Below are 21,873 nucleotides of genomic sequence, written 5' to 3' on the forward strand. Positions count from 1 at the left end.
CTGGAGAAAGTCGGTCAGCCGGCGATGCGCCGGCGGGTGGCGATCAGCTCACGTAGGCGCTCGGTGCGGGCCCGCTGCGGCCGTTTGCGCTGGCGCACCGTGCGGGCACCGGCCAACTCGGCGAGGAGCTGCAGGCGGCGGCGGCTCCGCTCGGGGTCGAGCCGCGGCGGGGTGGTCCAGGCCATACCGCGAGCGTGGACCGTCACCGCGCGTACGTCAAGGTGGCCTTCACTGCGCAGCGAGACCGGCACGCAGCGTCACCAGAGCGGCCAGTTGCCGGTCTGCCCCCAGCGCACCGCGATGATCGCCGCGGCGATGCTCCAGCCACCCGCGGTGACGATCGCCACCCCGGTGGCCATCCCCCGGTCGCCGTGGCGCACCAGCACCGCGGCGGCCAGCCAGGCCAGCCCCCCGGCGAACAGCGTCCACCAGGCGTAGCCGGGCACATCCCGGCCGAGCAGGCCGAACAGCAGCAGCCAGGCGAAGGCGGTCACCGCGCCGACCGCCACGCCTGCGCCGGTCACCGGGTACGGCTCGCGGTAGCTCGGCCGCATCGGCGCCCCGGACGGAAATAGCCCCGACGGGGTACGCGGCAGCGGGCGCACCGGACCGGCACCGGGCTTCCCGGGTACGCCGTGCCACCCGTTCGTCACCGCTGCCCCCTTCACGGACCGTAGACGTACCGAGGTCACGCAGAGCTACCGTTCGGGACGGACCGCTCTCAGCGTTCGTCCCTACGGTAGTGGTCTGTCAGGATGACCGGATGCGCTCGCCATCGATCGGACGCCGCGCGCGTCCGGCGTACCCGGTCCTGCTGCTCGTGGTGGCGCTGGCCGCCGGGTGCGCCCCGGCCGACCGCCCCACGGCGGCGCCGGGCAACTCGTGGCAGAGCCCGAGCGCGCCGGCCACCGGCGCGCAGCCGGTCGAGCCGACCGCCCCGGTGTCGGCCGCGCCGCCCACGCCCACGCCGGCACCGAGCCGCGCCGAGCTGCGGCACGTCTTCCCGGTCCGCGCCGGCAACGTCGACTACCACCCGACCCACTCCGGCTACCCGGGGACGGACATCTTCGCCGATTGCGGCGAGCCGGTGGTGGCGGTCACCGACGGGGTGATCCTGGAGGTGAGCCGGGTGGACCGGTTCAGCCGGCGGGGACCGCTCGGGCCGTACAACGGCGGGCTGTCCGTCTCGCTGCTCGGCGACGACGGGGTCCGCTACTACGGGTCGCACCTGAGCGCGATCGCCGGCGGCGTCGATGCGGGCGTCCGCGTCCGGGCCGGTCAGCAGCTCGGCAAGGTGGGCCGGACCGGCAACGCCAACAACGTGTGCCACCTGCACTTCGGGCTCTCCCCGAAGTGCACCGGCCACGACGACTGGTGGATCCGGCGGGGCGTGGTCTGGCCGGCGAAGTACCTCGACTCGTGGCGCGGGCGGGGCAACCGTGGGCCGGCCGCCGAGGTGACCGCCTGGCAGCGTCGGCACGGCTGCCCGAAGGCGCCGAGCGGCTCCGCCGCGGCCGGCTGACCGGCGTCCACTCCCGACACCTCCGCACAGCACCGCGCGGCCGGCGGCGCGGGCGCGTAGGTTGCAGGGCATGACTGCGCGGGATCCCATCGCCGACCTGCGGCGGATCGCGTTCCTGCTGGAGCGGGCGAACGAGGCCACCTACCGGGTCCGGGCGTTCCGGTCGGCGGCCAAGGCGCTCGGCGCCCTGCCGGCCGGCGAGGTGGCCGAGCGGGCCCGCAGCGGCAAGCTCACCGAGCTGTCCGGGGTCGGTGACGTCACCGCCCGCTGCGTGGTCGAGTCACTGGCCGGCGAGGAGCCGGTCTACCTGCGCCGCCTGGTCGCCACCGAGGGCACCGACCTGGGCGAGACCGCGGCGAAGCTGCGGGACGCGCTGCGCGGCGACTGCCACACCCACTCGGACTGGTCCGACGGCGGCTCTCCGATCGAGGAGATGGCGCTGGCGGCGGTCGAGCTGGGGCACGAGTACGTGGTGCTCACCGACCACTCGCCGCGGCTGACGGTGGCCCGGGGGCTCACCGCGGACCGGCTGCGCAAGCAGCTCGACCATGTGGCCGCGGTGAACGAGGCGCTGCCGAAGGGCTTCCGCATCCTCACCGGCATCGAGGTGGACATCCTCGCCGACGGGTCGCTGGACCAGGACGAGGAGCTGCTGGCCCGGCTCGACGTGGTGGTCGGCTCGGTGCACAGCGGCCTCAACGACGACCGGGCGAAGATGACCCGCCGGATGCTTGCCGCGATCGCCAACCCGCACCTCGACATCCTCGGCCACTGCACCGGTCGGATGGTCTCCTCCCGGCCGGCCGGAGTGACCGGCCCGGGCGACCGGGGGCACCGGGCGCGTACCCGCAAGGAGAGCGACTTCGACGCGGACGCGGTCTTCGCGGCCTGCGCGGAGCACAACGTGGCCGTCGAGATCAACTCCCGGCCGGAGCGTCAGGACCCGCCGAAGCGGCTGATCCGCCGCGCCCTGGAGGCCGGCTGCAAGTTCGCCATCAACACCGACGCGCACGCCCCCGGTCAGCTCGACTGGCAGCGCTTCGGCTGCGAACGCGCCGCCCTCTGCGGCGTACCGGCGAACCGGGTGGTCAACACCTGGAAGGCCGACCGCCTGGTGAAGTGGACCGCCGGCCGCCGCTGAGGGGTCAGCCCTGGGCCGCCGGCTCGGCGGCCCGCGCCGCGGGAGCGACGGCCGGCACGGGACCCGGCCGGCGCCGGCCGAGCATCCCCTGCGCGACGGCCACGCCGAGCAGCACGACCAGGGCGCCCACCGGCTGGTGCCAGTTCATCCGCTCGTCGAGCACCACCGCGCCGACCAGCACCGCGAACACGGGGATCAGGTAGGTGACGGTGGAGGCCGTGCTCGCCCCGGCGACCCGGATGTTGCGCAGGTTGATCACGAAGGCCAGCCCGGTGCCGAGCGCGCCGAGCGCCAGCACGGAGGCCACCACCTTCGCGGAGAGCCCGGTGGGCACCGGCGGGGCGCCCGCCACCAGCGGCGCGACCACCGCGAGCTGCGCGGTCGCCACCAGCAGCTGCGCCGCCGACAGCGACAGCCCGGAGTACGAACTGCCGGCGATGAACTTCTTCTGGTAGGGGATGGCCACCCCGTAGCAGGCCGCGGCCCCGAGGCACATGAGCTGGCCGGTGAAGTGCGACCCGCCCACGCCCTCCCAGACGCCGAGGACCACCAGCACGCCGGCGAAGCCCAGCCCCAGCCCGACCGCGCGCCGCACGGTCAGCCGCTCGGTGCGGAACACCAGCACCGCCAGCGGCAGCACGATCAGCGGCGTGGTGGCGTTCCAGATGCCGGCGAGCATCGACTCCACCCGCTGCTCGCCGAAGCCGAAGAGGGTGAACGGCAGCGCGACGCCGAAGGCGGCCACCACCAGCAGGTGCGCCCAGACCCGGGGCTCGCGGGGCAGCCGGTCGCGCAGCAGGGCCAGCACCACCAGCAGCGTCACCGCGCCGGTGGCCACCCGGTAGAGGGTGAGGTGCAGCGGGTGCAGCTCGGCCACTCCCACCTTGATGAAGAGGAAGCTGGAACCCCAGATCACGCCGAGCGCGAGGAACCCGGGCAGCCAGCTCCGGGCCGGGGCCCGGTCAGGAGTGATATCGGCTGTCACCCCTGACACTCTGCCGCAGGGGTACGACGAAGTCCCGCGAAATTCGGACGCCGTGTCGACCGCCACAGCAACCACTGTGCGAGCGGGTGCAGACGACCACGGCAAAGACGGTCGACAACGGGGTGGCACGGTCACGTAGGGTCGCAACGTGGGACGAATCGATGACCTCGCCAACCGCTACGTGGCCGACTGGGCTCCGCTGAGCCCGACCGGCGCCACCTACGTCGGCATCGCCGGCTACGACGACCAGCTCGACGACCTCACCCCCGAGGGATACGCGGCCCGCGCCGACCTGACCCGGCGCACCCTGGCCGACCTCGACGTGACCGAGCCGGACTCGGAGGCGGAGCGGACCGCCAAGGAGGCGATGCAGGAGCGCCTCGGTCTGGACCTCGCCCGCTACGAGGCCGGCGAGACCAGCAGCGAGGTCAACGTGATCGCCAGCGGGCTGCACGAGCTGCGCATGGTCTTCGACCTCATGCCGACCGAGGGCGACGACGCCAAGGCGAACGTGGCGGCCCGGCTCAACCGCTTCGCGGGAGCGCTGGAGGGCTACAAGCGCACGCTGCGCGAGGCGGCGGCGGCCGGCCGGGTCAGCTCGCAGGTGCAGCTGGTCGAGGTCGCCAAGCAGTGCGACATCTGGGTCGACCCGAACGGCGACAACTTCTTCCACGGCCTGGCCGAGCGGCTCGGCGCCGAGGGCGCGATCGGCGCGGAGCTGCGCAAGGGTGCGGCCGCCGCGACGGCGGCCACCGCCGAGTTCGGGCAGTTCCTCCGCACCGAGCTGGCCCCGCAGGGCCGGCAGAAGCAGGCCGCCGGCCGGGAGCGCTACGAGCTGGCCTCGCAGTACTTCCTCGGCGCCCGGGTCGACCTCGACGAGACGTACGCCTGGGGTTTCGCGGAGCTGGCCCGCCTGGAGGGTGAGATGCGGGCGGTGGCCGCCCGGATCGTCGGCCCCGGCGCGAGCATCGACGAGGCCGTGGCCGCGCTCGACGCGGACCCGGCCCGGACCATCCAGGGCAAGGAGGCGTTCCGGGACTGGATGCAGGCGCTCGCCGACAAGGCGATCAGCGAGCTGCACGGCACCCACTTCGACATCCCGGAGCAGGTCCGCCGGATCGAGTGCTGCCTCGCCCCGACCAGCGACGGCGCCATCTACTACACCGGGCCGAGCGAGGACTTCTCGCGGCCGGGCCGGATGTGGTGGGCGGTGCCGCAGGGCATCACCGACTTCTCCACCTGGCGCGAGGTGACCACGGTCTACCACGAGGGCGTGCCGGGTCACCACCTCCAGGTCGCCCAGACCGCCGTCCGGGCCGACCTGCTCAACCGCTGGCAGCGCCTGCTCTGCTGGGTCTCCGGGCACGGTGAGGGCTGGGCGCTCTACTCCGAGCGGCTGATGGAGGAGCTGGGCTACCTGGAGGACCCGGGCGACAAGCTCGGCATGCTCGACGGGCAGGCGTTCCGGGCCGCCCGGGTGATCGTCGACATCGGCATGCACCTGGAGCTGGAGATCCCGGCGGACAACCCGTTCGGCTTCCACCCGGACGAGCGCTGGACGCCGGAGCTGGGCTGGGAGTTCATGCGGGCGCACTGCCGGGTGCCGGACGAGAACCTGCGCTTCGAGCTGAACCGCTACCTGGGCTGGCCGGGGCAGGCCCCCTCGTACAAGGTGGGCGAGCGGATCTGGCTCCAGGCCCGCGAGGAGGTGAAGGCCCGCAAGGGCGCCGACTTCGACCTCAAGGAGTTCCACCGCCAGGCCCTCGACCTGGGCTCGCTGGGGCTCGACCCGCTGCGGCGGGCGCTGGCCCGGCTCTGAGCGAACGACGACGGCCGGGGGTCGGAGGGAATCCTCCGGCTCCCGGCCGTTTCGCTTGGCCGTCGGGGTCAGGCCAGGTCGAGCTTGAGCACCGGCCGGGCGGTGAGCGTCTTGGAGTTCTCGTAGGCCAGATCCATCACCGGGTCGGTGAAGGTGATCGGGATCGGCGAGGTGATCGGGAGGCCGTCGGGGAACGGAAGGTCCGGGGTGAGCGTGATCTTGATGCCGAGCAGGTGCCCGACGAAGCGGGTGGCGTAGAAGGCGACGTCGCCCTCGACCGTCAGCCGGTCGGTGACGTACCGCTGCTTCTTGCCGGCCGGGCCGCTGGCCAGGAGGGTGAAGTCGTCCGTCACGGCCTTGTCCATGGTGAACTTCAGGCACTTGAGCATGCCGTCATGGGTGGGCAGCTCGACGATCCCCTCGAACCGCAGCCCGGTCATGGTCACCTTGGAGCCGGTGAGCTTGGACGGCGGGTCCGCGACGATCGGCTGGTCCGGGTCGGCGGCCAGCTTCGGCAGCGGCTTGCCCGCCTCGACCGGCTTCGGCTTGGTCGGCGCCGGGCTGTCGCAGTCGGCGTCCGGCTTCGGCGGGTCGGCCGGCTTCGTCGTGGCGCTGCCGCTCGGCGTCGGCTCGGTGGTGGTCGTGGCGCTCCCGGTCGGGGTGGCCCCGGTGGTGGTCTCGGTCGCCGCCGGCTCGGCGGCCGCGGCCGGGGCGGACGAGGTGCTCGGGCTGGGCGAGGGCTCGGCGTCGTCGCCCCCGGTGAACAGGTCGGTGATGCCGTCGACGATGTCGGTGAGCAGGTTGCCGTCCGAGTCCTTCTGCTCCTCGGCCGGCGCGGTGCTCGGGCTGGGCGACGCGGACGCCGAGGCCGAGGCCGAGGCGGACGCGCTCGGGCGCGGGGCCGGGGCCGTGGCGGTCGGGCAGGCGGCCGGCGCGGCTATCGCCGGCTCCTGGCCGCGGAGCGCGAGCAGGCCGGCCGCGGAGACGGTGGCGACCACGAACAGGATCGCGTACGCCCTGGGGTCCCGGTGCCCGCCGCCGCGCGGCGTGTCCGGCCCGACGGCGGGCAGCACCTGGGTGCTGTCGGCGGGGCCGGCCGGGTCCACCGGAGCGGCCTCGCGCAGCGGGTTACGCGGCTCGGGCAGGATGTCGGTGAGGACGCCGGTGGTCTCGTCCTCGCGCTGCCGGGGCAGCAGTTCGTCGACCAGGGCCGGCTCCGGCTCCCCGGCCGCGTCGTCCTCCTCCGCCGGCTCCACGGGGTCGGCCGGCTCCTCGGCCGGCTGCTTCCGCGGCACCCAGGCGAAGCCGAGGGCGCTGCCGACCATACCGAGCAGTAGGCCGATGAAGAAGCCGCCGAGGTTCACCCCGATCATCGAGTAGAGCGCGGTGACCGCGGCGACCACCGAGTAGAACATCCGCTGCTGCGGGCTGAACCAGAGCAGCATGCCGCAGGCGAAGAGGATGACCGGGATCAGCCAGGACAGGAAGCCGGTGGGCCCCATCTGGAAGGTGAGGCCGTTGAGGCTCATCTGCGTGGTGCCGAAGATCTCCAGGCCGGCCAGCGCGGTGAAGAGCCCGCCCCAGAACGGCCGCGTCCGCCGCCACCGGCGGAAGTCGCGCCACGCCTGGCCGGCCCGACCGGGCCCGGCCTGCTGCGTATCGGCGGTTGTCACGTACTCCTCCTGGCAGTGCTGACGGCGTGAGACAAGGACGAGGCCCGCGGAGGGCGCCCTCCGCGGGCCTCGACATCAGATCAGAAGCATTCCTTGGCGTCCTTGCCCACGTTGACCTTCAGCTTCAGGCCGTTCAGGGTGAAGACGCCCGCGCTGGTGGAACGGGCGACCTGCTCCAGGTCGGTGATGGTCACCGTGTCGGCGCTCTGCCCGAAGCCGCCGGGCTGGCCCTTCGTCGGGTTGAGCTCGTTGGCGTCGCGACCGATCTGGATGTTCTCGAACCTGGCGTCGCCCTCGAGGGAGTCCATGTCGATCAGCAGGTTGGTGGCGGTGGCCGGCTTGCCCCCGCCACCGGCGTTGATGGTCAGCACGATCGGCACACCCGGGATGCTGGCGTTGACCGACTGGCAGAGGTCGTAGAGCTTGGCGTCGGCGATCTCGGAGACGGCCACCGGGTGCTGGCTGTGGCTGCTCTTCTCCTCGACCATGCCGCCGTACTGCTTGAAGCCGGTGCCCTCCAGCTTCGAGGCGCCGACCTTGAAGGTGGTGCCCGAGACGGCGAACGAGGCCGCGATGGCGCCGTTGGCCATGCCCAGCACGATGCCGCCGGCCACGACGGTGGCGGGCACCATCATTGCGGCGAAGCGACGCCAGCGGGTGCCGCCGCTCACCTGACGGTTGTCCGATTCACTCACGAGGTCCTCCTCGACAGGGGTGCGTCACCGGCGCGGGACGCGACGCGGGACGGGGAAAGCTGCGGGGCGACGCGGGGCCGTTGTGCCGACGGACCGCGCGGTACGCGGATTGCATGCTCCCGCGAAGCGACAGACCTCACAAGTCCCTTGCTACTGGCGGGTAACACAACCGTGGTATCAAGATCGCCCTCGGTTACCAACGGTTAACATCCCGACAGCAACGGGCTCAGGGCAAAACGGCCCTATTACGACAGGAAGGCAGAGACGTTTCACCTGTGGTAGCGATCACCGGCCTTCGTCACAGTTCGGTAACGGACAGCTGACAAGCCGCTGAGGGTGATGGTCCCTTCACCCGTCCGGCCGACCCGGCTGACCGTCCGGCGGCTGGTCAGCTCCGGCCGTCCAACCAGGACCACAGCAGGTGGTGGTCGATCGAGTCGATCCGGCCCAGCGGGCGTCCCGCCGCCACCCGCGCCCGCAGCTCCGCCCGGGTGAACCAGCGCGCCTCCACCAGCTCCTCGCCGTCCACCCGCACCTCGGTCGAGGAAGCCGTCGCGCGGAAGCCGACCATGAGCCCGGCCGGGAACGGCCAGGCCTGCGAGCCCTGGTACGCCACGTCGACCACCGTCACCCCGGCCTCCTCGGCCAGCTCCCGGCGGACCGCGTCCTCCAGGCTCTCGCCGACCTCCACGAAGCCCGCCAGGGTGGACCAGGAGTCCTCCGCCGCGCCACGGTGCCGGGCCAGCAGGCACCGCTCGGGCTCGCCCGGCGCCTCGATCAGCACGATGACCGCCGGTTCGATCCGGGGGAAGAGCAGCCGCCCGCAGGCGGTGCCGGTGCAGGACCGGGTATGGCCGCCCTCGCCGGCCACCGTCACGGCCCCGCAGCCGCCGCAGAACCGCTGACCCCGGTGCCAGTGCAGCAACCCCCTGGCGTACGCCTGGACGGCCGCCTCAGCCGGCCCCAGCCCGCCCACCAGGGCCCGCACGTCCACCGCCTCGGCCGCGCCGGCCAGCTCGCGCGCCTCGGCCTCGCCCAGGCCGGAGAGGTCCACGGCGAACACCGCCCGGCCGGCGTCCAGCCCGAGGAACACGATCTCGTCGGCGGCGGCGCGCAGCCCGGCCGCCCCGGACGCGGAGCGGCGCACCGGCGCCCGGTCGACCGAGACCAGGCAGCGGTCCCGCCACAGCGGCAGCAGCACGGTCTCCGGGTCGGTCAGCCGCGCCTCGGTCCACGCCGGGTCGGCGCGCAGCGCCCCCGCCCGGTCCAGCCAGCCACCGCCGTATGCCAGGGTCCGCTCGTCCGTCCACACCCGGCCACCGTCCCACGATCCGGACCGGCGTGGGCACCCCGCCACGAGGTGATGACGGCGACACCTGCGAACGGCGGACGGCGCCACCCGGCCGGCCGCCGGAGCTGTGACTCCCGGCCGGCCCGGGCGTTGGTTAACGTAGGTGTCTCCCGTGGGGGAAGCGGTCCCCACGTGGTACTTCCGATCGAGGTTGCTGTGACGCTGTACGGCGAAAAGGTGCCTTCCGCCGACGACCGGCCGACCGTGAAGGTGACGGCGGTGAGCTGGCCGGACGTCGAGCCGGATCCGGCCGCCGCACCCACACCGGGCGGTCCCGGGAAGCCGGGGCGGTTCCGCCGCGGGCGGATGCTGCTCGCCGGCGGGATCGTCGCCGCCGTGCTGGCCGCCGGCACCGGCGTGGGCGCCTACGCGTACGCCGGTGACGTGCCCCGGGGCACCACCGTGCTCGGCGCCGAGCTGGGCGGGCGGAGCCGGGCCGAGGCGGCCCGGGCGCTCCACGCCGAGCTGGCGCGCCGCGCGGCGGCGCTGAACGCCCCCGTCACCGTCACCGTGGGAGAGAAGACGGCCGAGCTCAAGCCGGCCGACGTCGGGCTCGCGATCGACGTGGACGCCACCGTGGCGGCGGCGGCCGCCGCCGACGCGCACCCGGTGAGCCGCCTCGTGGGCTCCCGCACGGTCGAGCCGGTGGTGACCGTCGACACCGCCCGGCTGGAGGCCGCGCTGCGCCAGGCCATGGGCGCGCAGGGCCGCGAGATGACCATGCCGGCCATCATCTTCACCGGCACCACCCCGAAGCCGGTCTACCCGAAGCCGGCGCTGACCGTCGACGCGGCCGGCGCGGCCCACGCCGTGAAGGCCGGCTGGCTGGCCGGCGCGCCGGTCGCCGTGCCGCTGGTCGAGAAGTGGCCGGCGAGCAGCCGCGAGGAGGTCGACCGGCTCCTCGCCGAGCTGGCCCGGCCGGCCGTCGCGGCGCCCGTCACGCTGACCACCGAGGGCGGCTCGGTCACCATCCCGCCCGCCGCCATCGCCCGGGGGCTGCGCTTCTCGGCCGACGACGCCGGCAAGCTGAACGCCCGCGTCGACGTGAAGCGGCTGCGGGCCGCGCTGGGCGACCGGCTGGCGAAGCTCGAGGTCGCGCCGAAGGACGCCGGGCTGACCATCAGCGGCGGCAAGCCGAAGGTGGTGCCGGCCCGGGCCGGCCGGCAGGTCGACGCCGCGGCGCTCGGCCGGGACCTGCTCGCGGTCCTGCCGAAGGCGGACGGCCGCACGGTAACCGCGGCGCTGAAGCCGGCCGAGCCCGAACTGACCGAGGCCAAGCTCGCCGAGCTGGGCATCAAGGAGCGGGTCTCCACCTTCACCACCCGGTTCCCCGGCGGTCTCTCCTCGCCGCGCAGCCAGAACATCGTCCAGGCCGCCAAGGACGTGGACGGCGCCATCGTGCAGCCGGGTGAGACGTTCTCGCTCAACGGCCACACCGGCGAGCGCGGCTACGACCAGGGCTACAAGGACGCGCCGACCATCGTGAACGGCAAGCTGGTGCCGGGGGTGGGCGGCGGCGTCTCGCAGTTCACCACGACGCTCTTCAACGCCAGCTACTACGCCGGGCTGGAGGACGTCGAGCACAAGCCGCACTCGTTCTACTTCAGCCGCTACCCCGCAGTGATCGAGTCGACCATCTACTGGCCTCAGCTCGACTTCAAATTCCGCAACAACACGCCGTACGGCGTCCTCATCGACACGTCCTACACGTCCAGCACGATCACCGTCTCGATGTGGAGCACCAAGATCTACGACAGCGTCAAGACCGAGTACGGCCCGCGCCGGAACATCACCCAGCCGAGGACGGTCTACCTGGATCCCGGCCCGGACTGCATCTCCGCCGCGGGCAGCGTCGGCTTCGCCCAGGACGCCTACCGGGTCATCAAGAAGGACGGCAAGGTGGTGAAGCGGGAGAAGTTCAGCTGGCGTTACGACCCGGAGCCCCGCTTCATCTGCGCCGAGCCGCCCGCCTGACGACCGCTGAGCGCACGCACGGAAAAGCCCCGCCGGGCCACGTCACCGGCGGGGCTTTCCGCTGTCGTACGCCCTCAGGGCCGCGCCTCGGCCAGCCCGCGCCGTACGCCGTCCGCGCCGCGGTCGGTGCCGTAGACGGGGGTGCCCGGCTGCTGGCGCCAGCTCTCGTCGAGCGTGCCGGCGTCCACCGGGTCGAAGCCCAGCTCGTCCACCAGTTCCATGACCACCCGCTTGGCGTCGGCGTCGTCCGCGGCCACCGGGAGGGCGATCCGGTCCCGCGTGCCAGCCGGCTTCCCGCCGTCCATCAGGTACGCGGCCTGGATGTTGTTGAAGACCTTCACGACTCGGGCGCCCTTGAGATGGTCCGCCGTCCAGCGGCTGGAGCTGAGGCTGCGGTCGAGCAGCTCGGGGATGTCGCCGTCCCGCTCGGGGTAGTAGTTGTCCGCGTCGACGACCAGCTTGCCGTCGAAGAGCGCCGCCGGCAGCTCCGGCACGGCCCTGAGCGGGATGGCGATGACGACCAGCTCCGCGCCCTGGACGGCCTCCTCCAGGCTGGCGGCCCTGGCGCCGGTCTCCGCGGCAAGGTCGGCCAGGCTCTGCGGCCCGCGTGAGTTGGCCACCGCGACGTCGTGGCCCAGCGTGCGCAGCCGACGGGTGAGGGTGCCTCCGATGTGCCCCGACCCGATGATTCCGATCTTCATGACCACTCCTGCCTCCGCCAGCGCCTGGCGGTCAGTTCCGGCCGAACCATCAGCAGGTACCCGGACCGGTCCGCCCCGATCGTCGGACGACGCGTACAACACGTCACGTTTTCCACCCGCCTGACGGGGCAGGCGGGCGGTCCCGCACCGACGGTACGAGACGCGGCCGGGTGCCCGGGGCGATTCACCGAAGCGGGCCACAAACGCAGTCAGGGCCACCCCGAAGGGTGGCCCTGACTGGAAAGGTTGTCCGGCGGTGTCCTACTCTCCCACACCCTCCCGAGTGCAGTACCATCGGCGCTGGAGGGCTTAGCTTCCGGGTTCGGAATGTGACCGGGCGTTTCCCCTCCGCCATGACCGCCGTAACTCTATGAACATGTCAAAACAACCCGTGGTTGTTCGCTCGTTCAGAGTTGCACAGTGGACGCGTAGCAGCTTGGTAGTCAAGTCCTCGGCCTATTAGTACCGGTCAACTGAACCCGTTACCGGGCTTACATTTCCGGCCTATCAACCCAGTCGTCTAGCTGGGGGCCTTACCCCACAAAGTGGGTGGGATACCTCATCTTGAAGCGAGCTTCCCGCTTAGATGCTTTCAGCGGTTATCCCTTCCGAACGTAGCTAACCAGCCGTGCCCCTGGCGGGACAACTGGCACACCAGAGGTTCGTCCGTCCCGGTCCTCTCGTACTAGGGACAGCCCTTCTCAAGTATCCTACGCGCACGGCGGATAGGGACCGAACTGTCTCACGACGTTCTAAACCCAGCTCGCGTACCGCTTTAATGGGCGAACAGCCCAACCCTTGGGACCTGCTACAGCCCCAGGATGCGACGAGCCGACATCGAGGTGCCAAACCATCCCGTCGATATGGACTCTTGGGGAAGATCAGCCTGTTATCCCCGGGGTACCTTTTATCCGTTGAGCGACACCGCTTCCACATGCCAGTGCCGGATCACTAGTCCCGACTTTCGTCCCTGCTCGACCTGTCAGTCTCACAGTCAAGCTCCCTTGTGCACTTGCACTCAACACCTGATTGCCAACCAGGCTGAGGGAACCTTTGGGCGCCTCCGTTACCCTTTAGGAGGCAACCGCCCCAGTTAAACTACCCACCAGACACTGTCCCTGAACCGGATAACGGTCCGAAGTTAGATACCCAAATCAACCAGAGTGGTATTTCAAGATTGCCTCCCCACCAACTGGCGTTGATGGTTCACCGGCTCCCACCTATCCTACACAAGCTAATTCGGATACCAATGTCAAGCTATAGTAAAGGTCCCGGGGTCTTTCCGTCCTGCCGCGCGTAACGAGCATCTTTACTCGTAATGCAATTTCGCCGGGCCTGTGGTTGAGACAGTGGGGAAGTCGTTACGCCATTCGTGCAGGTCGGAACTTACCCGACAAGGAATTTCGCTACCTTAGGATGGTTATAGTTACCACCGCCGTTTACTGGCGCTTAAGTTCTCCGCTTCGCCCCGAAGAGCTAACAGGTCCCCTTAACGTTCCAGCACCGGGCAGGCGTCAGTCCATATACATCGAATTACTTCTTCGCATGGACCTGTGTTTTTAGTAAACAGTCGCTTCCCCCTGCTCTCTGCGGCCATACAACGCTCCACCCGCGCGGGGCTTCACGTCTCCGGCCCCCCTTCTCCCTAAGTTACGGGGGCAATTTGCCGAGTTCCTTAACCACAGTTCGCCCGATCGCCTCGGTATTCTCTACCTGACCACCTGTGTCGGTTTGGGGTACGGGCCGCTAAGAACTCGCTAGAGGCTTTTCTCGGCAGCATAGGATCACTGACTTCACCTGAATCGGCTCGGCATCACGTCTCAGCCTATATGCGCCGCGGATTTGCCTACGGCACGGCCTACACGCTTACCCCGGCACAACCACCGGCCGGGCTCAGCTACCTTCCTGCGTCACCCCATCGCTTGACTACTACCCGCCAGGTTCCCACGCTCCCCATCCGCAGTCCGAAGACTTTGGATGGTTCGGGTGGTTAGCACAACGAGGTTCGTCAGGGTCGCTCTTTCGCGGGTACGGGAATATCAACCCGTTGTCCATCGACTACGCCTCTCGGCCTCGCCTTAGGTCCCGACTCACCCAGGGCGGATTAGCCTGGCCCTGGAACCCTTGGTCATCCGGCGGAAGGGTTTCTCACCCTTCTTTCGCTACTCATGCCTGCATTCTCACTCGTGCCGCGTCCACAACTGGGTCACCCCGTTGCTTCACTCGCGGCACGACGCTCCCCTACCCATCCACACACCTGCACAAGGAATCAAGTCCCAGCGAGGTTGAAATGTGAATGCCACAGCTTCGGCGGTGTGCTTGAGCCCCGCTACATTGTCGGCGCGGAACCACTTGACCAGTGAGCTATTACGCACTCTTTAAAGGGTGGCTGCTTCTAAGCCAACCTCCTGGTTGTCTATGCGACCCCACATCCTTTTCCACTTAGCACACGCTTAGGGGCCTTAGCTGGTGATCTGGGCTGTTTCCCTCTCGACTACGAAGCTTATCCCCCGCAGTCTCACTGCCGCGCTCTCACTTACCGGCATTCGGAGTTTGGCTGATTTCGGTAAGCTTGTGGGCCCCCTAGACCATCCAGTGCTCTACCTCCGGCAAGAAACACGCGACGCTGCACCTAAATGCATTTCGGGGAGAACCAGCTATCACGGAGTTTGATTGGCCTTTCACCCCTAACCACAGGTCATCCCCCAACTTTTCAACGTTGGTGGGTTCGGCCCTCCACGCGGTCTTACCCGCGCTTCAGCCTGCCCATGGCTAGATCACTCCGCTTCGGGTCTAGAGCATGCGACTACAGCGCCCTATTCAGACTCGCTTTCGCTACGGCTCCCCCACACGGGTTAACCTCGCCACATGCCACTAACTCGCAGGCTCATTCTTCAAAAGGCACGCCGTCACCCCGCAAGGCTCCGACGGATTGTAGGCGAACGGTTTCAGGTACTATTTCACTCCCCTCCCGGGGTACTTTTCACCATTCCCTCACGGTACTCGTCCGCTATCGGTCACCAGGAAGTATTTAGGCTTACCAGGTGGTCCTGGCAGATTCACGGCAGATTTCAGGGGTCCGCCGCTACTCGGGAACACCCACAGAAGGTCAGCAACTTTCACCTACCGGACTATCACCGTCTACGGTCAGCCATTCCAGACTGTTCGACTAGCCACTAACTTTGTAACTCCTCGAGTGCATGTCAGTACACTCAGCGGGATCCCACAACCCCGACCACGCAACCCCTGACAGGTATCACACGCAGCCGGTTTAGCCTAGATCCGCTTTCGCTCGCCACTACTCACGGAATCACTTGTTGTTTTCTCTTCCTACGGGTACTGAGATGTTTCACTTCCCCGCGTTCCCTCCACACACCCTATGTGTTCAGGTGTGGGTGACACCACATGACTGGTGCCGGGTTTCCCCATTCGGACACCCTGGGATCACAGCTTGGTTGACAGCTCCCCCAGGCCTATCGCGGCCTCCCACGTCCTTCATCGGCTCCTGGTGCCAAGGCATCCACCGTTCGCCCTTGACAACTTGACCACAAAGATGCTCGCGTCCACTGTGCAATTCTCAACAAACGACCAACCCACAACCTGATGCGCCCCACACCAGCCCGGCAATTCCGCCGGCGGTATGCGAGGCCAGGTCATGCCTGGCAGCCTACGGAGCTCACGCTCCGCTCAAGGCTCTGAAAGACAACCAATGGTTGTTCCTTCAGGACCCAACAGGGTGCTTTACGCCGAACCCAGCCGCATCACATCCGTCGTTCCTGCACCCCGAAGGGCGTCTACTAGACATCCGTAACCGTTGCCGGCATCCGACTAACCAGTGTCTCCGCCATTGAGCACCCCGACCCGACATTCGCGGGCCGCGGGCTCCTTACACCCTTTCGGGTGAAGGTGCTCCTTAGAAAGGAGGTGATCCAGCCGCACCTTCCGGTACGGCTACCTTGTTACGACTTCGTCCCAATCGCCAGCCCCACCTTCGACGGCTCCCTCCACAAGGGTTGGGCCACCGGCTTCGGGTGTTGCCGACTTTCGTGACGTGACGGGCGGTGTGTACAAGGCCCGGGAACGTATTCACCGCAGCGTTGCTGATCTGCGATTACTAGCGACTCCGACTTCACGGGGTCGAGTTGCAGACCCCGATCCGAACTGAGACCGGCTTTTTGGGATTCGCTCCACCTCACGGTATCGCAGCCCATTGTACCGGCCATTGTAGCATGCGTGAAGCCCTGGACATAAGGGGCATGATGACTTGACGTCATCCCCACCTTCCTCCGAGTTGACCCCGGCAGTCTTCGATGAGTCCCCGCCATAACGCGCTGGCAACATCGAACGAGGGTTGCGCTCGTTGCGGGACTTAACCCAACATCTCACGACACGAGCTGACGACAGCCATGCACCACCTGTGACCGCCCCCGAAGGACCCGACATCTCTGCCGGTTTTGCGGCCATGTCAAACCCAGGTAAGGTTCTTCGCGTTGCATCGAATTAATCCGCATGCTCCGCCGCTTGTGCGGGCCCCCGTCAATTCCTTTGAGTTTTAGCCTTGCGGCCGTACTCCCCAGGCGGGGCGCTTAATGCGTTAGCTGCGGCACAGGGAACCGGAGAGGCCCCCCACACCTAGCGCCCAACGTTTACAGCGTGGACTACCAGGGTATCTAATCCTGTTCGCTCCCCACGCTTTCGCTCCTCAGCGTCAGTATCGGCCCAGAGACCCGCCTTCGCCACCGGTGTTCCTCCTGATATCTGCGCATTTCACCGCTACACCAGGAATTCCAGTCTCCCCTACCGAACTCTAGCCTGCCCGTATCGACTGCAGGCCCGCAGTTGAGCTGCGGGTTTTCACAGTCGACGCGACAAGCCGCCTACGAGCTCTTTACGCCCAATAAATCCGGACAACGCTCGCGCCCTACGTCTTACCGCGGCTGCTGGCACGTAGTTGGCCGGCGCTTCTTCTGCAGGTACCGTCACTTACGCTTCGTCCCTGCTGAAAGAGGTTTACAACCCGAAGGCCGTCATCCCTCACGCGGCGTCGCTGCATCAGGCTTCCGCCCATTGTGCAATATTCCCCACTGCTGCCTCCCGTAGGAGTCTGGGCCGTGTCTCAGTCCCAGTGTGGCCGGTCGCCCTCTCAGGCCGGCTACCCGTCGTCGCCTTGGTAGGCCATCACCCCACCAACAAGCTGATAGGCCGCGAGCCCATCCCAGGCCGAAAAACTTTCCACCAAGCCTCATGCGAGGCCAGGTCATATTCGGTATTAGCCCCGGTTTCCCGGGGTTATCCCAAAGCCTAGGGCAGGTTGCTCACGTGTTACTCACCCGTTCGCCGCTCGAGTACCCCGAAGGGCCTTTCCGCTCGACTTGCATGTGTTAAGCACGCCGCCAGCGTTCGTCCTGAGCCAGGATCAAACTCTCCAACAAAAATCTTTGTTGAACAATCATCCTGACAACAAAAGTGTTGCCAAAGGAATCCCAACCAGCCAAACCAAAAGCCTGACCAGTCCGGGGTATAAATCAATTTGGCACTGGCTTAACAAGCACCCTGTTGAGTTCTCAAAGAACAACCACACACCATCCGGAAACCCCGCACCAGCAGGACCCCCATCCGGGGCATTTCGTTCAACCGCCCGCCGCTCTCGCGCCGGGCACTTTTACTACGTTACCTTCCCGTCTCTGCCGTGTCAAACCGTGTGTCCCGGTCTGTCACGCTCCGTACGGGTCGGCGCCGCTGAACTCGCGCAGCGGCGAACCGCTGTGCTTGGTCATCGGATTTGGCAGGCCGGCCGCTGCGGTTTCCCGCTAGCTCGCCCGGTGCCCTGCCGGTCGTCAACCTTACCCGGTCGGTTCCGCTCCGCCAAATCCGCCCTGCGGCGTTTCGGCGGGCCCCGCCCGGTCCGGCTCCGTGGAAAGGCACAACCCCTTCGGACCCGGTGCCATTCCCGACTCGTGAGCCCCAGGACCTTCGTCCTGTTTGCCCCGTTCCGCGCTGGCAGAGAGAAAGTTACGCGGGTTCGGGTTTGATCGTCAAATCCAGGGGTGGCGTCCCGCGTCACATCATCACCGCAGGACTATCTTCCCTGCTCAACGATGCTACGACGGGGATTCCCCGGTCCGGTCCGGCCGGACACCCGCGTGCAGGAGGCATAGCGCTCCAGGTGGCCTCGGCATTCCCGGCCGGCGGCGAAGTCCCCGCAGTTCGCGAGGCGGCGGCGTCGGGTGGCGCTCAGTCGGTGGTCGTCCGGCGCCGGGCCGCGAGCCAGCCTCGGACGCCGGGCACCCCGGCGGTCGTGCCGATCGCCAGCGACGCCGCGATGAGCAGCGCGTGCACCCAGAGGAAGCTGGTCGGGCTGCCCTCGCCGACCGTGCCGGCCGACCACGCCCGCGGGTCGTTCCAGATGGCGACCGCGAACCTCGGCCAGATCACCCAGGTCCAGACCCCGACTCCGACCAGGAACAGTGACCAGCCACGCGACAGCACCATGGCTGGCCAGTATGCCAGCGAAGTATCGGCCCGGGCCGCGGTCAGGAGTGTGCGGACCTGAGCATGCGGAAGGTCAGCGAATAGCGCAGCGCCGGCACCGGCGGAATGCTGTGCTGCCAGGTCGACCGGGCCGCCCCGGTCAGCACATAGCCCGAGCGGGGGGCCAGCTCCAGCTCGTACACCCGGCGGTTCTCCCCGCTGCCCCGCTGGAACCGCAACAGGCACGCGGAGCCCAGCGACAGGCCGACGACGGTCGGCCCGAAGGCGGGCGCGTCGCGGTGCCAGCCGATGACGGAGTACGGCGGATAGCGGGTGACCAGGGTCTGGGCGAGCGCCTCCGGGTCGACCCCGGCGAGCGCCGCGCAACGCTCGCGGACCCCGCGCAACGCCACCGGGAGGGCCTCGGTGGCGGTGAGCTGGAATGAGCCGTAGTCGTAGTCGTATCCGAAGTGCCGGACGGTGCGGCGGGCGATCTGCCCGTGCATCCGGACCTCGCGGAAGTCGAGCGCGTCGAGGGTGGCGAGCAGGGAGCGTTCCTCGTCGTCGTCGACCAGGTCCGGCTGGTAGGTGAGCCCCGCCGGCCGCTCGTGGATTCCCCGCATCCTGCCCACCAGGCGAACCTAACGGCGGGCCGGGCCGCGCGCCGCGCGAACCCGGGCCGCCGCACGGGGTCAGAAGCAGGTGACCGCCCCACCGATCGCGGGGTTCGCCCGGTCGTGGTGGTGTACCGCGCCGGCGGGGTCGGTCATCGACCCGCCCCAGATGACGCAGCCGGCGCCCAGGTACCGGTGGACCGGGCCGGCGGCGTAGCGCCGGCTGCCCTCGTCGACGCCGAAGGTGGTCCACTCCGGGTCCAGGTAGACCCGGGTCCCGGTGAGCGTGCCGACGTACGCGGACTTGACGGTGACCGTGCAGCCGTATCCGGTGAAGGGGTTGCGCAGCAGGTGAACGGTGCCGAGCCGCGCGCCGGCGGCGTCGTGGATCGGGTCCTGGTCGACCGCGGCGAAGCCGGGACCGCAGAGCGACTCCGGGGTGTACGGGTTGACCACCGCGGCCTGCGCGCCGGTGCCCGCCACGGGCACCAGGACGGCCGCCCCGGCCACCGCGATCCCGATTCGTCGAATGACCCGCTGCATCTGCATTCCCTTTCCTCGTGCCGGCTGGTACGGGACCAGAATGGTGTGGTCGCGGGCCCGGACGAATGTGCGCGATGGACACTCCGGCCCGCGTTCCGGTGTGCGAGCAGGCTGCGGAACGGCCGCTCGCCTGGGCGGGAGCGGCGCTTCGCATCGGCGGACACCGATTATGAGGTATCTCGCAGAACCGTTTCCGGATGAAACTGAAATTGCATTCGTGTTTCCCGCATTCGATCGGAGGGCACTGTTCCAGCAGGACGACACGGAGGTGGTCACCATGCAGCCGTTCAATCCGTGGACCTGGCGGGACCCGTCCGCACTCGCCGGCGGCTACGAGCAGACCCGCCCGGACGACGTGCCGCGGCAGCGGTCGACGGGCGCCGACGACGGCCCCGACGCGCCCGGCCCCGGCACCCCGATCGACCTCACCGGCTACCGGGTGGAGGCGACCGACGGCCGGATCGGCGCGATCGACGAGGCGAGCGAGGACGCCGGCGCCGGCTACCTGGTGGTGGACACCGGGCCGTGGATCTTCGGCCGGAAGGTGCTGCTGCCGGCCGGCACGGTGGCCCGGGTCGACCACCTGGAGCGCGTCGTGCACGTGGACCGGACCCGGCAACAGGTCAAGGAGTCACCGGCCTTCGACCCGGACGGCTTCCGCCGCGTCGAGTATCGCGAGCAGGTCGGCAACTACTACGCCGAGAGCTACCGGCGGGACTGAGCAGGGCGGAGCACGCGGCGGGCGGTAGGGCCGTCGCGCGTTCCGGTCTGCGCACAGAGCGATGGACCGGCTACCGTGTCAGGCATGGTCCGGCCGAGCACCTGCGCCCCGGAGACCCTCGACGGTCTCCCGGCGGCTGCCGCTCCGGTTCTCCCGGCCCGTGTCGACGACGGTCGGGAGCAGATCCTCGACGTCCTCCGTGCCGGTGGGCTGCGGTTCCGCGCCGGCGGGCGATGGCGGCGCTCGCACTGACGAGCCAACCCCACTGATCCGGGCACACCCCGGGTCTTCTCCGCGCGCCCGCGCGTCCTTACCGAACAGCACGAGAGGCGTACGACCATGTCCGCAGCACGGATGCTCACTGGTGACCGCCCGACCGGGCGGCTGCACCTCGGCCACTACGTCGGCAGCATCGCCAACCGGGTGAAGCTGCACCAGCGCTACGAAAGCTTCTTCATCATCGCCGACCTGCACATGCTCACCACGCGCAACAGCCGCGAGGACATCGAGCAGGTCTCCCGCAACGCCCGCGAGATGGTCACCGACATCCTCGCCGCCGGCGTCGAGCCGGACCGGGCCACCTTCTACCTCCAGTCGGCGATCCCCGAGGTCGGCGACCTGAACACCCTGTTCCAGAACCTGGTCACCGTGCCCCGGCTGGAACGGGTCCCGTCGCTCAAGGAGATGAGCCGGGACGCCGGCAAGGACGAGATGCCCTACGGGCTGCTCGGCTATCCCGTCCTCCAGGCCGCCGACATCCTCTGCGTGAAGGGGCAGGTCGTGCCGGTGGGGAAGGACAACGCCGCGCACGTGGAGGTGACCCGGGAGATCGCCCGGCGCTTCAACCACCTCTACGGCCAGGTCTTCCCGGTGCCGGAGATGATCATATCGGAGACGCCCACCCTGGTCGGCACCGACGGCGCAGGGAAGATGAGCAAGAGCAAGGGGAACGCCATCGCGCTCTCCGACGACCCGGCCACCGTGCGGCGCAAGGTGATGGGGATGTACACCGACCCGAACCGGGTCCGGGCCGACGTGCCCGGCACGGTCGAGGGGAACCCGGTCTTCGCGTACCACGACGTGTTCCACCCGGACCGGCCGAAGGTCGACGAGCTCAAGGCGCGCTACCGGGCCGGCCGGGTCGGCGACGTCGAGGTCAAGGAGGAACTGGCGGGCGCGCTCAACCGGTTCCTCGACCCGATCCGGGAGCGGCGGGCCCGGTTCGAGGGGCAGCCCGGCCTGGTCGACGAGCTGATCTTCGAGGGCACCGAGCGGACCCGCGCCGAGGTGCGCCGCACCCTGGTCGAGGTCCGCCGGGCGATGGGTCTGACCAGCGCGTACACCCAGGTGCGGCGGCGGGCCGAGCGCTACCGCAAGGCCGTCGGCACGCCGGCCTGAGATTCCGGGTACGCCGGCCGGCCGGCCCGGGTACGGCCTTGCGCCGCCCCCGGGCCGGCCCGCTAGGCTGCTCGCATGACCAGCTCGCACGCGTTCCCGACGGCGTCCTCCGACGTCCTGTTCGGCGCGCTGCGACGCCGGCGGTCCCGCGACCGCCTGCGCTGAGCATTCCTCACCTGCGACCGGCGGATCGAGCCGCCGGTCATCTCCGATCGTCCTCGGTCCGCCCGCATCCCCTTCCGGTGATCCGCGTGAGGCGGATCCG

17 protein-coding genes and 3 rRNA genes are annotated in these 21,873 nt (G+C 69.1%); 7 read left to right on the forward strand and 13 right to left on the reverse strand.

From position 1 onward, the window contains the following. Nucleotides 1-14: 14 nt before the first annotated feature. On the reverse strand, nucleotides 15-185 hold the full coding sequence (locus tag AC0OLQ_RS34950; RefSeq protein WP_357333902.1) for a hypothetical protein: 171 nt from the start codon (nucleotides 183-185) through the stop codon (nucleotides 15-17). Between the two features lie 72 nt (nucleotides 186-257). Then, nucleotides 258-554, reverse strand: a complete 297-nt coding sequence (locus AC0OLQ_RS34955) for a hypothetical protein (protein WP_484529671.1) — start codon at nucleotides 552-554, stop codon at nucleotides 258-260. 209 nt (nucleotides 555-763) lie between these two features. Between AC0OLQ_RS34955 and AC0OLQ_RS34960 the strand changes: the two genes are divergently transcribed. Beyond that, nucleotides 764-1,522 (forward strand): M23 family metallopeptidase, encoded by a 759-nt coding sequence (locus AC0OLQ_RS34960; RefSeq protein ID WP_484529672.1) that lies wholly within the window; start codon nucleotides 764-766, stop codon nucleotides 1,520-1,522. A gap of 70 nt (nucleotides 1,523-1,592) precedes the next feature. Next, a complete protein-coding gene (locus AC0OLQ_RS34965) occupies nucleotides 1,593-2,663 on the forward strand; it encodes a PHP domain-containing protein (RefSeq protein ID WP_484529673.1) in 1,071 nt (356 codons plus the stop codon). A 4-nt stretch (nucleotides 2,664-2,667) separates the two neighbouring features. On the opposite strand, the gene AC0OLQ_RS34970 is transcribed toward AC0OLQ_RS34965, so the two are convergent. Next, on the reverse strand, nucleotides 2,668-3,648 hold the full coding sequence (locus tag AC0OLQ_RS34970) for a DMT family transporter (protein ID WP_357333896.1): 981 nt from the start codon (nucleotides 3,646-3,648) through the stop codon (nucleotides 2,668-2,670). A 148-nt stretch (nucleotides 3,649-3,796) separates the two neighbouring features. On the opposite strand from AC0OLQ_RS34970, the gene AC0OLQ_RS34975 reads away from it, so the two are divergent. Then, nucleotides 3,797-5,467 carry a DUF885 domain-containing protein gene (locus AC0OLQ_RS34975; RefSeq protein ID WP_484529674.1) on the forward strand — a complete coding sequence of 557 codons (1,671 nt, stop codon included), beginning with the start codon at nucleotides 3,797-3,799 and terminating at the stop codon, nucleotides 5,465-5,467. Nucleotides 5,468-5,535: 68 nt separating this feature from the next. Here the strand turns inward: AC0OLQ_RS34975 and AC0OLQ_RS34980 are convergent, their stop codons facing one another. The 3 genes from AC0OLQ_RS34980 to nudC form a co-directional block, all read right to left on the reverse strand. Next, on the reverse strand, nucleotides 5,536-7,140 hold the full coding sequence (locus AC0OLQ_RS34980) for a DUF6114 domain-containing protein (RefSeq protein WP_484529675.1): 1,605 nt from the start codon (nucleotides 7,138-7,140) through the stop codon (nucleotides 5,536-5,538). An 80-nt stretch (nucleotides 7,141-7,220) separates the two neighbouring features. Beyond that, nucleotides 7,221-7,775: a DUF6230 family protein gene (locus tag AC0OLQ_RS34985; RefSeq protein WP_484532511.1), complete on the reverse strand. Its 555-nt coding sequence runs from the start codon at nucleotides 7,773-7,775 to the stop codon at nucleotides 7,221-7,223. A gap of 448 nt (nucleotides 7,776-8,223) precedes the next feature. Then, nucleotides 8,224-9,147, reverse strand: coding sequence for an NAD(+) diphosphatase (nudC, locus tag AC0OLQ_RS34990; RefSeq protein WP_484529676.1), 924 nt, complete (start codon nucleotides 9,145-9,147; stop codon nucleotides 8,224-8,226). A 195-nt stretch (nucleotides 9,148-9,342) separates the two neighbouring features. Between nudC and AC0OLQ_RS34995 the strand changes: the two genes are divergently transcribed. Continuing rightward, nucleotides 9,343-11,160: a VanW family protein gene (locus AC0OLQ_RS34995; protein ID WP_484529677.1), complete on the forward strand. Its 1,818-nt coding sequence runs from the start codon at nucleotides 9,343-9,345 to the stop codon at nucleotides 11,158-11,160. A 74-nt stretch (nucleotides 11,161-11,234) separates the two neighbouring features. On the opposite strand, the gene AC0OLQ_RS35000 is transcribed toward AC0OLQ_RS34995, so the two are convergent. The 7 genes from AC0OLQ_RS35000 to AC0OLQ_RS35030 all read right to left on the reverse strand — a co-directional run bounded on the left by AC0OLQ_RS35000 (nucleotide 11,235) and on the right by AC0OLQ_RS35030 (nucleotide 19,495). Continuing rightward, a complete protein-coding gene (locus tag AC0OLQ_RS35000) occupies nucleotides 11,235-11,861 on the reverse strand; it encodes an NADPH-dependent F420 reductase (RefSeq protein ID WP_484529678.1) in 627 nt (208 codons plus the stop codon). A 248-nt stretch (nucleotides 11,862-12,109) separates the two neighbouring features. After that, nucleotides 12,110-12,226 (reverse strand): 5S ribosomal RNA (gene rrf, locus AC0OLQ_RS35005). 74 nt (nucleotides 12,227-12,300) lie between these two features. After that, nucleotides 12,301-15,408 (reverse strand): 23S ribosomal RNA (locus tag AC0OLQ_RS35010). A gap of 370 nt (nucleotides 15,409-15,778) precedes the next feature. Then, nucleotides 15,779-17,293, reverse strand: a 16S ribosomal RNA gene (locus AC0OLQ_RS35015). Together the 16S, 23S and 5S rRNA genes form the textbook arrangement of a ribosomal RNA operon. 802 nt (nucleotides 17,294-18,095) lie before the next feature. Further along, nucleotides 18,096-18,353, reverse strand: coding sequence for an SCO4848 family membrane protein (locus AC0OLQ_RS35020; protein WP_484529679.1), 258 nt, complete (start codon nucleotides 18,351-18,353; stop codon nucleotides 18,096-18,098). Between the two features lie 41 nt (nucleotides 18,354-18,394). Continuing rightward, the gene (locus tag AC0OLQ_RS35025; protein ID WP_484532512.1) at nucleotides 18,395-18,955 is read right to left on the reverse strand and encodes an alpha-ketoglutarate-dependent dioxygenase AlkB; all 561 of its coding nucleotides are present in this window, start codon (nucleotides 18,953-18,955) and stop codon (nucleotides 18,395-18,397) included. A 69-nt stretch (nucleotides 18,956-19,024) separates the two neighbouring features. Next, the gene (locus AC0OLQ_RS35030) at nucleotides 19,025-19,495 is read right to left on the reverse strand and encodes a hypothetical protein (protein ID WP_484529680.1); all 471 of its coding nucleotides are present in this window, start codon (nucleotides 19,493-19,495) and stop codon (nucleotides 19,025-19,027) included. 271 nt (nucleotides 19,496-19,766) lie between these two features. On the opposite strand from AC0OLQ_RS35030, the gene AC0OLQ_RS35035 reads away from it, so the two are divergent. The 3 genes from AC0OLQ_RS35035 to trpS all read left to right on the forward strand — a co-directional run bounded on the left by AC0OLQ_RS35035 (nucleotide 19,767) and on the right by trpS (nucleotide 21,608). Further along, nucleotides 19,767-20,210: a PRC-barrel domain-containing protein gene (locus tag AC0OLQ_RS35035; RefSeq protein WP_484532513.1), complete on the forward strand. Its 444-nt coding sequence runs from the start codon at nucleotides 19,767-19,769 to the stop codon at nucleotides 20,208-20,210. Nucleotides 20,211-20,294: 84 nt separating this feature from the next. Further along, nucleotides 20,295-20,462 (forward strand): hypothetical protein, encoded by a 168-nt coding sequence (locus AC0OLQ_RS35040; RefSeq protein ID WP_167364291.1) that lies wholly within the window; start codon nucleotides 20,295-20,297, stop codon nucleotides 20,460-20,462. Between the two features lie 87 nt (nucleotides 20,463-20,549). Next, nucleotides 20,550-21,608: a tryptophan--tRNA ligase gene (trpS, locus tag AC0OLQ_RS35045; RefSeq protein WP_484529681.1), complete on the forward strand. Its 1,059-nt coding sequence runs from the start codon at nucleotides 20,550-20,552 to the stop codon at nucleotides 21,606-21,608. The last annotated feature ends 265 nt before the right edge of the window (nucleotides 21,609-21,873 follow it).

The sequence above is a fragment of the Micromonospora sp. Utrum1 genome, from assembly GCF_057197805.1.

Bases quoted from the DNA above. Each gene is read 5' to 3' on its own strand.
- AC0OLQ_RS34950 (WP_357333902.1), bottom strand. From the start codon at position 185: ATGGCCTGGACCACCCCGCCGCGGCTCGACCCCGAGCGGAGCCGCCGC.
- AC0OLQ_RS34955 (WP_484529671.1), bottom strand. From the start codon at position 554: ATGCGGCCGAGCTACCGCGAGCCGTACCCGGTGACCGGCGCAGGCGTG.
- AC0OLQ_RS34960 (WP_484529672.1), top strand. From the start codon at position 764: ATGCGCTCGCCATCGATCGGACGCCGCGCGCGTCCGGCGTACCCGGTC.
- AC0OLQ_RS34965 (WP_484529673.1), top strand. From the start codon at position 1,593: ATGACTGCGCGGGATCCCATCGCCGACCTGCGGCGGATCGCGTTCCTG.
- AC0OLQ_RS34985 (WP_484532511.1), bottom strand. From the start codon at position 7,775: ATGATGGTGCCCGCCACCGTCGTGGCCGGCGGCATCGTGCTGGGCATG.
- AC0OLQ_RS35000 (WP_484529678.1), bottom strand. From the start codon at position 11,861: ATGAAGATCGGAATCATCGGGTCGGGGCACATCGGAGGCACCCTCACC.
- AC0OLQ_RS35020 (WP_484529679.1), bottom strand. From the start codon at position 18,353: ATGGTGCTGTCGCGTGGCTGGTCACTGTTCCTGGTCGGAGTCGGGGTC.
- AC0OLQ_RS35025 (WP_484532512.1), bottom strand. From the start codon at position 18,955: ATGCGGGGAATCCACGAGCGGCCGGCGGGGCTCACCTACCAGCCGGAC.
- AC0OLQ_RS35030 (WP_484529680.1), bottom strand. From the start codon at position 19,495: ATGCAGATGCAGCGGGTCATTCGACGAATCGGGATCGCGGTGGCCGGG.
- AC0OLQ_RS35035 (WP_484532513.1), top strand. From the start codon at position 19,767: ATGCAGCCGTTCAATCCGTGGACCTGGCGGGACCCGTCCGCACTCGCC.
- AC0OLQ_RS35040 (WP_167364291.1), top strand. From the start codon at position 20,295: ATGGTCCGGCCGAGCACCTGCGCCCCGGAGACCCTCGACGGTCTCCCG.
- trpS (WP_484529681.1), top strand. From the start codon at position 20,550: ATGTCCGCAGCACGGATGCTCACTGGTGACCGCCCGACCGGGCGGCTG.